This window comes from Staphylococcus auricularis (assembly GCF_051172115.1).
In the GTDB taxonomy this organism is placed as follows: Bacteria; Bacillota; Bacilli; order Staphylococcales; family Staphylococcaceae; genus Staphylococcus; species Staphylococcus auricularis_A.
Genome location: NZ_JBPIZN010000001.1, coordinates 21,908 through 33,708, shown reverse-complemented (window position 1 = coordinate 33,708; position 11,801 = coordinate 21,908). Strand labels below are relative to the sequence as shown.

The window sequence follows — 11,801 nt, the reverse complement described above, 5'->3', positions numbered from 1 at the left end:
TCTCACTCCTTATTGATTAGGATTAATGGTATTTCTTATATCTGAAAAGTTAGAATCATTAGGGTAAACTTGTGTAAATGTATCTTCTTTCAAGTTACCATACTCACCTGATTTTAAGATTTGAACGGCACCTGCGTTATTGGATGGTGTGAATTTCACAAATAGCTTCACTTGCTTGAGCTTGACGACACCTTCTCCTTTTTTCAGTAGGTCAAGCATTGGCATCACTTCATCTACACGACCTGAACCTTCCTCTGTGATGCTGGACATTTGTACACCTGCAATCGCATAAATAGGAACGGTGGTATTCCCTTTATTCATAACATGTTCGATGCTATATAAGTTTCTCTCTTTTGTTTTCGTTTTACTGAAAAATGGATGATAGTTTTGAATGATATTAGGATTGATACCGACGGTAACATCACGGTCAACATTGATTGTGATATAGCCATATAACTCAACAAAACCATTTGCGGTTACTCTGAATCTTTGTTGGCTCATCATAATACGTTGCCACTCGTTCCGATCTTGTCTTAAGGTAATCACTTCAGATGTCTTATCGTTAAATTTATCATCGTAAATCATCGCTTTAATAAACGGATCGTTAGATGTTTGCCCATTTTGTCCTGATTTTAATTGGCATAATTCGAAAACAAGATTACCAATCCAACGAACAGAGCGTCTCATTTCTGCTGGACTTTTCTTATCTCCAACTCTGCCCTCGTTTAATTCAGAAAGATAAGACGTGACGTTATTCTTGATTCCAACCCAGTTACTAAGTGAACCTAGCGTACTTGTACCCCAAACAACTAAGTCACCTTCGTTTTTAAGTTTATTAATTAACTGTGCCATTCGATTTGTGCTTTGTTTCGCCCATCTCGGATAAAACAAACAGTAGTCTGCTTTGACTGAGATAATATCATGTAAATCAATGTGTGCGGTTAATCCGCTGATACTTTGAACCAACTGACGCATGTTTTGAGATTCTGCCTCTGAGAAAGGCGCCTTCCCTCTGTAGTTTTTCTCTGCGGGGTCTGTCCCTCCGCTTTTATCCCAATTGTAATCAAAGTTACGGTTTAGATCGCAATTATTCACATTTTCTCTTTCTTGATTCGCAAACCCCCATGGATTAACCATCGGAACCCAAATCAAGCGCACATTTTTTCGCATATAAGCCAGTTGAGGGTGTTTCTCCCATTCGTTAACTAACATATTTGTAATATGACACATTGAAAAGAATCCGCTTGTTTCATTTCCGTGGATACAAGAAGTAACAAGCAACGTTTTACTGTAATGTTGCGGTTCAAACGTATATCGATAAACGTTGTATTTCCCACTTTGATCCTTTCCGATCGTCTTTTTAGTGACATAGTCATTGTCGACGAGGGGATTAACAAATGCGTTCAAGTGTGCTTCTGGATCCCAATGATTAGGTGTCCCATCTTCACCTAGTTTATTACTTCCGATATAAGGTGGATACCAAATATAACTAGCATCTCCTAACACATTTTCTTGTTTTTCCAAACGACTATGGACGCCTAAGAAATCATATACAAGTCTCTCTTGCAACAAGGGATGGACTGTTCCATCTATTGATACACGAGCTTGCTTTGTTTCCGCTATCCCGTCACCATTATTACCAAGAACAAGATTATTAATGGCACTATTGAGGTAATCTAAAAAAGCAGATACATTCGTATGTCTATAATCAACTTGTATCGCTTGATGTGCGTGTGGTTCCGTTGTGGTATGTCTTTGGTGCTGGTGGTCTAACTCATTATAGTAATCTAAAATGATTTTAAAGTTAGTAATCATCTTAGTTCTGAAATTATGCCCGATCTCAATTGGAAAATCTAAGGTTAAAATCATTTATTATCCTCCTTTCTTTTTAATTCTTGAATTTCTTGTTTCAGTGATTCAATTTCTATTTTATTTTTATCTATCATGTTATAAATATTTTCTGCACCTATAATAGCTTCTACATGAGTCATCGGGAAGAATTTTTCGTTATTTTCAATTAAATATTTTAACATCACTTCTTTACTCATCTATAATCACGCTCCCTACATCTTCGGAAAACCCTTCAAATAATGATTGAACATCGATTTGTTTTTCATCACTCTTTGATTTTTTAATAGATTGATTAAAACCTTTTATTTTTTTATTTAATTGTTGCTGTATTTTGATGATGTCCGTTTTAGCGTTGCTGAATTCCACTTCCAATGGTTGATTCGTAAGCGGATGTTTGGCTACAAGCTTCACAACTTTAAGGTCTGCATTCAATCCGAGCGGTTTATGAATAAATCGGATTGTATTATTTTCGTGTAAAGTCTCTAAACCAAGATAGTTTGTTGAAACTTCAAGTGTCGGCTCATCATCTAAGGATTCTTTTAACTTATCTATCAGTTCACTTTTGGTTTTGATATTATCGTCATAAATAGTAGGTGCTTCTGCATGACCGAAGGTATCATAGTGATCTGATTTATATTCTGCGTAAGTATGATAAATATCTTTACCTTTTAAAACAGCCGTTAAATTTAATACGTTGCTCTTTTTGGTACCCACATACATATTCGGTTTCGAATCTTTGTAATCGACACCATCTTTTGCGCCTCTGAATATCGCTTTAAATGTATGCTTTCCTTTTTTTAAACCTGTGGCAATGACAATCTTTTCTGTCGATGCGCTCTTACTATAACAGCTATATTTCCCTTTACTTTTCCCATCTAAAAAAACTTCTACGATGCCACCTTTAGACATCTTTTTCAAGCTCCATGTCAAACTTTCATTACCCCATTTACAATTTAATGTTTTGGAATAACTTGCGCCGACTTGTTCGGTTCTCCATGTTCCCTCTTTAGTGAACTTACCAGAATAGGACAAACTCTGCGGTTTGATTGGACTATAATTTTTAGTTTCGGATTTCTTTTTCTTCTTGCCGTAGCCTTTAATGAACGTGCGTAACTCCGTTGTCGTCGTCTTAGCACTGACTGTACTTGTATTATACTTGTAAACTAATATTTCATCTGAAGGCTCATAAAACGCATCAGGCTTATAAATATGAATGGTTTTATTATCTCCAAAATAAATGTAACCGAAAGCTTCAGCACCATCTTGTAATGATTCAATACCGTTCTTATCGCCTATTTCTTCAACTTGGACTGCATCTTTAAACTTACCATGAACTTCATAACTAAAACCGAGCTTATTATTTTTAAAAACATCTTTAAGAAATGTATTCAATTTCATTGTTACAGCTTCATCATTCTCACTTTCTGATGTTTCATCATTCATCGCCTCATTACTTAAATCCTTTTCCACAAAATGGTTTTGAAATTCCATGCTAATATGTTTGGCAATAACTTCATTTGTTATAACGGCATTTTCATATTTTAATTCTGTCGATTTAATCACATATTTTTGACCCTTCCAAAGCACATAATTTTCATTTATAAGATTATTAAAAATATCCGCATTATTAGATGTCTTATAGGCAACAAAACTAATAGATCTGTCACCATTAATTTCATACTCATATTTGAAAGAGCCAAAGTCAAAATCATTGATAATTTCCGCAAAATCATTATTACGTTCAACTAATACTAAATTTTCCATGCGCCCGCTCCTTTATCTGTATATATAATTAAACACGAATTCAATTTCGGGGTTGTCGGTCAATGATTCGCCTCTAATCAATATTTCATTCCAACCAGGAGCTAATGTGATAAAATCATAATTGGTATCTTTACCTACACGTTTATTATCAATATAAGGATGTACCCCTAAAATTGATATTTCTGTACGCTTTTTCAACGCCTTTTTATATTCAAAGATATCACCTGTTGTTAAATTGCATAGTTCAAATCCATTAGGTGCCACAACACTTAATTTAATGTTTAACTTATGTCGCAATAAGGGATTGATTGTGTCCGAAGACCCATTATAAATTTTGAAATATCTCGTATTATGGTTGTATTGAATCGCTTCATCTCCGATGACACCTTGTTGAAACTGAAAACTTTCATCAGAAAAATCAAAGTCAGATGTATCTTTATATGACTCTGAATACCCTTTATAAACAGAAAAAGTAATCTCAAAAGTCCCAAAAGTAGCGGTCAAATCCTCGATAGACTGACCGCTTGGAACAACCGCATACTTCTTCCCTGGCATTTCTGAATGCCATACATAATAAGGATCGCGCTGATTAATGATTTGTCTGACTTTTTCTTTAGCTAACTTATATTCATTCATATTATCGCCCAAGTAAGAAAACATTAACTTGAGTTCAAAAGGAGCGAAGTTTGAAGCGCCTACAAGTGCGCCATCGCTACCTTCCATTTCAATTTCATTATTTTTTCTTTGAACTTCTCCTTCTTCAAATTCTAAAAACTTAAGTCGAGGTATATCCGTCAATGTGTAATTAAAATAATCATTAAACAATTCAACTTGCTTTTCCTTCATATTATATGCCTCCTAGTGAATAAGCATCTAATAGATATCTGTCACCTTGCGCTCTGCTTATGTCGCGCTCGTTAAAACCGCTCGGTTTATTTTCTAATCTTTGGTTGCTTGCGACAAGACGTGTGAGTAATTCCACTTGTTTTTGCGTCTCTCTAAGCTGTTGTGCCATGATTTCAATCATTTTATTATCTTTTCTGTCTGTTTCATTGTATTTAACGCTAGATGAATTAAAATGACTTGGTCGTCTATTTTTTTTACCACTCATGATATCTTTACCTGCAAGTGCTAAAAGTTTTTGAGCATCTGTGCGACGTTTAGGATCCGTTGGGATGACCCACTCAGGCCATTTTTGTTCTGCTAACTGATAGAAACCAGGTTGTCTGATTAATCCACCTGTCGCAAAACGTCTATGACCACGTGGCCCCCAACCGGATTTACCATATTGTATATCATTTGCCCAGTTTGAGTTATTAAAGAAGGCAAGCAATTGATCGTACCCACTATTGATGTTTGTATGACCTTTAACCGCAAAGCTTTTGAACGTTGCAGGAACAAATTGAAGTAAACCTTGCGCAGGGGTTCCATTTCTATTATTAATATCACCAATATTACCTTGTGTAATGCCAGGATCTCCCCCTGATTCACGTTCAATTTGGGCAATAATACCGTTAATTTGCGCTTCTGACGGACTTACTTTCATTCTTTTAGCCGCTTTTTCTATTGTAGAGCGCCATTCACTCGGTTTTCTTTTGCCTCCACCCGTTTTATCATGTTTTTTGAGCCATGGGATTGGGTCAGTTGAATATTTATTGGCTTCGCCACCTTGGTTGACTTGGAAATGTAAGTGTCTGTAGTTGGTTTGTGAGCCTGTATTTCCTGACTTACCGATCAATTGGCCTGCTTTGACTTGTTCGCCTGTTTTTTTCAGTTGTTTACTTAAATGCATAAACCATAAATACGTTTTACCTTTAGCAACAGTGACTGAGTTACCTCCGCCATAACTGTCATACCAATTTTTAACCTTACCAGCCATTGGTGTTCGTACATCAGTACCTACAGGCATATCATAGTCGACACCGTGATGGACACCACCATTAAATGGATAGTTGGGGTTAGGCGGTTTAGGTGGTGCCGAATATGGCTGTAAGATGTCATAGCCATCAAACACGGAACCATCGCCCGCCATTGAATCGAAACCGTCTTTAATCCATTGGATAGCCGCTTTTTTAATACGCTTCCACGCAGCACGTGTGATTTCTCCAACCATACCCATTCCTTTAGTGATGGATTTGAAATCAACACCTAAAGTAGATAAAACTTTATCCAACAATTTACCTGGATGTTTAACGTAATCCATAACATCTCCGACTTTATCTGCCAGCATCTTAGCACCATTGCCGATGGCAGAACCGATATTACTTACTTTGTCTCCAACCCAATCTTTCGTTTTACCGAACCAGCTACCTTTGCTGAATCTAGGTAATGTACCCGTACTAAACGGCGGCCCTTCTACAGATTGGCGTTGTTTTCCGTTAATCACTCTTGAGCCTTTAGGAAGGTATGTGTGCGTGTCTTTCGCAGGTGTAAGAGCTGTACGACCATTAGGATATTGAATGAGTTCTCTGCGTCCGTCACGACCTTTGCCATTGCCTCTACCTTTATCGCCTACGGTGGCCATCGTTCCAGATTTAAGCTTACCGTCGTGTGTCGTACGTATTTTGCGATTAATTTTTTGTGTCCCTTTGGATAGCTTAGGTATTTTAGGTAAATTTAATTTGTCACCGACCCAGTTTAATCCTTTAATTAGGCCATTTAAGCCTTTTTTAATTGCTTTAACCATACCACCTATATGGTCTTTGATTTTATCAATAATGCCTTCAAGGCCATCTTTCATATTGTTAAATGTACGTTTAACGCGGTTCCATAATTTAGAAACGATATTAATTACAGTAGATTTGATTTTTTTCCATATATTAATAAAATAAACTTTAAATTTATTGAATATTTTTCGAGACCCTTTGGTCAAATTAAACCATACGCGTCTAATACTGTTCCACAGTTTTTTAACTACTGAGACAACTTTGTTTTTAATTGTCGTCCATACTTTGACTAAGAAGTTTTTGACAGAAGTAAAGAGTTTGATTGTGACTTTTTTAAGTGTATTCCAAACTTTTTTGATGCCATTCCATAATCTTCGTACTAAATTAACAACTTTATTTTTAATTGTCGTCCATATTTTGATTAAGAAGTTTTTAATTGTAGTAAAAAGTTTAATTGTGACTGTTTTAAGTGTATGCCAAATCTTTTTGATTCCGTTCCGTAATCTTTGGGCTAAGTTGACAACTTTACTTTTAATTGTTGTCCATACCTTGATTAAGAAGTTCTTAACTATAGTGAATAGTTTAACAGTCGTATTTTTAATTGCAGTGAATGCTTTTAAAACGCCATTCTTAATCGCCGTAGCTATACGAACAACGCTATCTTTCATTTTAATGAAAATGGACACAACTTTTTTCCAAAGCCCTCGGAAAACACCAGCAACAAATTTACCAAATATTTTAAATAATTTAAGTATTTTACCTACAAACCATAGTTGAACAAGGTTCCAAATTACCTGTACTATACCTTTAAGAACTTGAACAATGCTGTCCCATAAACCTTTCCAATCTCCAATAAATAAAGTTGAAAATATCTTAACGATACCTAATATAATGTCAAGTGCACCTGATATAATGCCTTTAATATTTCCCCATACAGATTTAATGAGCAATTCTATTGCAGGCCAAATGAATTTCATAATATTCCATATGGTCATCATTGCACCGACAACAATACTTTTTATAATATTCGCTGCGCCAACAATAATGTTTTTTATCGCTTCTATAATAGGTTGTATAAAGTTTTTTATGTTTGTAAGGGCTTCGATAATTTGTGTTCCATTTTCTTCCCAGAAAGTACTTAAGGTCTCACCTATTTTATGGGCGAAATCAGATACAGCACCAAATACAACTGTGAACTTCTCTTTAATAAAATCTATGGTGTTGCTTATCGCTTCAACAACTCCTGGCGGGAATAGTTTATTAAGAAGCTTGCCTCCTAAGTCATCATTACCTTGAAAGAGGTTTTTTATGCCTTGGAATAAAAGTTTAATATTTCCCCATAATCGTTTTACACCTTCGATAACTGGGTCAATCACAGTATGAACAATATTTCTAAACGTTTCGGATTTTTTATAAGCAATAACAAAAGCAGTTCCAAGTGCTGCAATCGCTGCTACAGCAATTCCTATTGGATTAGTAAGTAAACTAAATACACTTGCCATTTTAGGTATCCTTGTTAATACTTTTGTGATATTCAAAAGCGCACCAGCAAAGCTACCTGCTAAAAAGATAATAGGAGGTAGAACGGCCGCAAGACCTCCAAGGCCAACTACGAATAATTTAGTTCCCTTACTGGCACCTTGAAATCCTTTAAAAACATCTGATAGTTTATTTATGATAGGAGTTAAAATAGGTTCAAGTGTTGCCCCAATTTCTTTACCGAAATTAACAAAATTATTCTTTAATACTATTAACTTAGATTTTAATGTATCGTATCTTTGTTGTGCCTCATTAGTTAACGCATTATTTTCTTTCCAACCTTCAGAACCTACTTTTAAAGCATCATCCAATACTTTATGGTTATTCGCCATACGTCTAACTGTATCTGCTTCACGTATGCCACTAATACCAACTTGTTCGAGCGCTTTTTGAACACCTTTAGCGCCACCTTTAGTATTACCTAACCCTTTAACGAAGGCAGATAATGCTTTCGTTGGGTTGTTCTCCCATGTTTGCGCAAATTGCTCTGCACTCATGCCTGACGTTTCAGCAAATCCTTTTAGCTCATCGCCTCCACTAGCTGCTGCTTTAGTCATCTTATTAAAAATTTGAGTCATCGCTGTACCACCAGCTTCAGCTTCAATACCCACTGAAGACATAGCAGCTGCAATAGACATAATCTCGTCTGCACTGAATCCAGCTTGTGCACCAGCACCAGCTAAACGTTGTCCCATATTAACGATGTCTTTCTCTGTTGTCGCTGTATTATTACCTAGGTTAACAACAGCAGAGCCTAAACGATCAACATTATCAATAGGCATGCCGGCAGCATTCGCGAACTTGGCAAATTGAGTTGCTGCTTCATCAGCAGTCATATTGGTAGCCACTGATAAATCCATCATCGTTTTAGTAAAATCAAGAATGGATGATTTTTTAACACCTAGTTGTCCCGCTGCTTCGGCTACACCAGCGATTTCATTTGCGGCAAAAGGCATTTTATTGGACATGTCAGTGATTTTATCGCCCATATTGGATAATTCTTTACCAGTCATATCTGTTGTCTTAGCAACACCTGTTAGAGCGTCTTCCCAATCAATCGATGCTTTGACAGCGCCACCCATACCTGCAACTATCGGTGTGGTCATGTAAATCATAGACGTACGACCGACACTTTTCATTGTGTTAGCGGTATCTCTTAAGCGATCTTGATATTTATTAATGCTTTGTACTGCACGACCTGCTGGTGTTGCACTTAATGAAGCTGCGATTTTTTGTTCTCTTTCAAATTCTTTCAAACTGCCTTCTGTTTGTTTGATTTGAGTAGAGAGCTCATTCATCTTAATTTTTTCTACGTTTATTTTATCCGCAAGTTTTCTAGCCGCTTCACTATTGCGTCCTTGTTCACCAGATAAACGGCGGTGCTCATGATTTAACATCGCAATATTATTTTTAAGCTGTGTATGCGCATTTTTCAAATCATTAATCCGTGTTTGGTACGAAGAAACACTTGAACCTGTCGCTTTAAATTGATTCAAAGAACGTTTAAGTTGTGTCGTTAAAGCACTGATTTCTTCTTTAGCTCTATTTGTCACTTGCGCTGTGCGACTATTTTCTTGTTTGTATCGTTCGTATTCCGCTCCTGTATTCTTTAACTGTCTTTGAAGGCTATTGAACGTTGCCTTTTCTTGATGAACAGCCTTTTCTGCTTTATCAATAGAAGCAGGTAGCCCGCTAATTCGTTTTTGTAGCTTCTGATGAGCTTGTTCAGCGCCATTGACTACTTTTTCTTGTTCTTTTATGTCAACTTTTAACTGTTGCGTCTCTTTATCAACAGTTTGCGACATTTTTTGATGCGCTTGTTTGGTTTCTTCTACGGTCTTTTTTTGACTACGATATTTTAAATTCGCTTTATCGACCTCTGCGCCCAATTGTTTATACTCTGATTCGACTACATTTAATTGCGCTTGCGTTCGTTTGAATTCCGCTGTATTTTGCTTGTTTGAATTCGTTAATTCAGTCAGCTTATTTTTTAGCGTTTTTACCGAAACCCCAGCTTCTTGATGCTTCGCTTTGAGTAAATCTAAATCGCTTTTATAGCGCTTTAAATCTGCATCAGCTTTATCATAGGTCGCTTTCGTTTGATTTAATTTTGAGTTATGACGCGATAATGTTTGATTCAACGTATCAAGTGTTGCTTTTTCAGCCTTTAATTTTTGAGATGACTCCGCTATTTTCTCGTTCGCCTTCGTTTGTTCGTCTCTTAACGACTTCAATTTATTTTCAGCAGACGCTACTTTTTGACCTTGCATCTCAAGTTGCTTGTTCAGAATTTTAATTTTACCATTATATTTATCTGATGACTTCTCGGCCATATCAAAGGCACTTAAATGTGATTTCATCTCGGAGTTCAACGTTTTCATTTTACGAGACAATGCTTGCATTCCTCGATCAATATTAGCCGTATTAAATCCAAGTTTTATCGTTACACCCTCATATTGTTCAGCCATATACTAACCTCCCTTCTTTATTTTTTTCTTGGGTCTTTCCCAGTAATCGCACCAATAAGGCTCTCATTTTTCTTAACGCGTGTTGTTTTGCTTTGCTTATCACTTGTTTGCATTATGATGCGTATCATTTCATAAAAATCTGCCTGTTGAATCTCATGGTCTTTATAACCCATTTTATATAGTTCAGATACGACAGCATCAAAATACTCTTTTTGCTTCGTAAAGGAAAAATCCTCATCTTTTAAATCGCTATCGTCTACTTCAAATTCTCCTGGGGGTCGCCTAATGATTGAGTTAGTTGTTCCATTGCAACTCCTAAAATTTCTCTCGCATCAATACCATCTTCAAATTCTTCGGCAGTAAATTTTCCTTCGTATAATTTATCAGCGATAAATTGATAGAGCTCTAACATAATATCTGGGTCGAAATCTTCCTCTTGTTTTTCAAGCTTTTTACCAAGTGCTAAACCTTCACGTGCTACACTACCTTTAATAAAAGTAGGTGCGTTATAACGTTTTTTCTTTCCATCTTCTGTTCTTAATTCAATATATTTTTTAGCCATTATTTATTCTCCTTTTTTACAAAATAATAGAGGCGATTTGATATCGCCTCTTTAAATTAATGTTTATCTGATCATATTTAATTGTTTACTTATTGTTCTGAAGTATTTGCATCTGTTTCTGATGCTTCTTCTCCGCTTGAAGATTCTGTCACTGCTTCACCTGGCGTAGCTTCGCTATTTTCTGCGCTTGCTTCAGAATTTGGTGATAATTGTTTTAATACTTCATCATAAGGCATACCGAAAACAAGGTCAGAAAGCTCATCACGATTTAAATTTTCTAATCCATTTTTAAGTTTATCTCTTAAATCTTCGTTACCACCTTGTGACGCTTCGGAATCATCTTCAACTTTAGTTAAATCCTCTGTCACTTCACTGTAAGATTTTCCAAAAACAGATTGAAAGACTGTATCACGTCCTTGGGTTTGTCCTTTTTCATCGTAAGCCATAATAACCGCTAACTGATCATCAAAACCACCCAAATCAGTTTCCATGAATTGACCTTCGATTTCATCTTCACCGAATTCTACGCCATCTTCTTTTGTTTGTCCTTCTTTAGCTGGACGAGTGAATACGCCTTTACCCAGACCGAACCATTCTTTAGAACCGTCTTCCATGGTACGTGCAAATACACAAGCGGTATAATTAATACCTGTCGCATTTGAGAATCCATACACGCCATCTGAACTTTTATGTTGAACTAATCCTAATAAATCTTGTTGCGCTTCAATTGGTAAACGATGGAAAGTCGCAGATAATGACGTTTCGCCATTTGATTTAGCGATTTCTGCTACTTTATTTGAACCATATGCTTTTTCCAAATCTTCATCAAATTCTAATGAAATTTCTTTTAAGTAATCAACAACTTTTACATTTTTTACTTTCTCATTAGAATCTAATACACCATAATAAAATCTTTCTAAACCTGTAGATGAATTATATTTTCCCATTTAT

Annotated in this window: 7 protein-coding genes; all 7 read right to left on the bottom strand. The window is 36.1% G+C overall.

What is annotated here, in order from left to right; genetic code table 11:
• Window positions 1-9: 9 nt before the first annotated feature.
• The 7 genes from ACSBRB_RS00235 to ACSBRB_RS00205 all read right to left on the bottom strand — a co-directional run bounded on the left by ACSBRB_RS00235 (window position 10) and on the right by ACSBRB_RS00205 (window position 11,797).
• The gene (locus ACSBRB_RS00235; RefSeq protein ID WP_435031084.1) at window positions 10-1,869 is read right to left on the bottom strand and encodes a M14 family metallopeptidase; all 1,860 of its coding nucleotides are present in this window, start codon (window positions 1,867-1,869) and stop codon (window positions 10-12) included.
• Entirely contained in the window at window positions 1,866-2,048 is a 183-nt protein-coding gene (locus ACSBRB_RS00230; RefSeq protein ID WP_435031083.1) for a hypothetical protein, read from the bottom strand. Before ACSBRB_RS00230 ends, ACSBRB_RS00235 begins: the two co-directional genes overlap by 4 nt.
• Window positions 2,041-3,615, bottom strand: a complete 1,575-nt coding sequence (locus tag ACSBRB_RS00225; RefSeq protein WP_435031082.1) for a phage tail protein — start codon at window positions 3,613-3,615, stop codon at window positions 2,041-2,043. Before ACSBRB_RS00225 ends, ACSBRB_RS00230 begins: the two co-directional genes overlap by 8 nt.
• A 12-nt stretch (window positions 3,616-3,627) precedes the next feature.
• On the bottom strand, window positions 3,628-4,461 hold the full coding sequence (locus ACSBRB_RS00220; protein WP_435031081.1) for a phage tail domain-containing protein: 834 nt from the start codon (window positions 4,459-4,461) through the stop codon (window positions 3,628-3,630).
• 1 nt (window position 4,462) lies between these two features.
• Window positions 4,463-10,288 (bottom strand): phage tail tape measure protein, encoded by a 5,826-nt coding sequence (locus tag ACSBRB_RS00215; protein ID WP_435031080.1) that lies wholly within the window; start codon window positions 10,286-10,288, stop codon window positions 4,463-4,465.
• Between the two features lie 256 nt (window positions 10,289-10,544).
• Complete coding sequence (gpG, locus tag ACSBRB_RS00210) at window positions 10,545-10,850, bottom strand: phage tail assembly chaperone G (RefSeq protein WP_150888717.1); 306 nt, start codon at window positions 10,848-10,850, stop codon at window positions 10,545-10,547.
• 89 nt (window positions 10,851-10,939) lie between these two features.
• Complete coding sequence (locus ACSBRB_RS00205) at window positions 10,940-11,797, bottom strand: major tail protein (protein WP_435031079.1); 858 nt, start codon at window positions 11,795-11,797, stop codon at window positions 10,940-10,942.
• Window positions 11,798-11,801: the final 4 nt, after the last annotated feature.

What these genes read in the sequence shown, in the direction of transcription:
- ACSBRB_RS00205 (WP_435031079.1), bottom strand. Translation starts at nt 11,797, where the DNA reads ATGGGAAAATATAATTCATCTACAGGTTTAGAAAGATTTTATTATGGT.
- ACSBRB_RS00220 (WP_435031081.1), bottom strand. Translation starts at nt 4,461, where the DNA reads ATGAAGGAAAAGCAAGTTGAATTGTTTAATGATTATTTTAATTACACA.
- ACSBRB_RS00215 (WP_435031080.1), bottom strand. Translation starts at nt 10,288, where the DNA reads ATGGCTGAACAATATGAGGGTGTAACGATAAAACTTGGATTTAATACG.
- ACSBRB_RS00225 (WP_435031082.1), bottom strand. Translation starts at nt 3,615, where the DNA reads ATGGAAAATTTAGTATTAGTTGAACGTAATAATGATTTTGCGGAAATT.
- gpG (WP_150888717.1), bottom strand. Translation starts at nt 10,850, where the DNA reads ATGGCTAAAAAATATATTGAATTAAGAACAGAAGATGGAAAGAAAAAA.
- ACSBRB_RS00235 (WP_435031084.1), bottom strand. Translation starts at nt 1,869, where the DNA reads ATGATTTTAACCTTAGATTTTCCAATTGAGATCGGGCATAATTTCAGA.
- ACSBRB_RS00230 (WP_435031083.1), bottom strand. Translation starts at nt 2,048, where the DNA reads ATGAGTAAAGAAGTGATGTTAAAATATTTAATTGAAAATAACGAAAAA.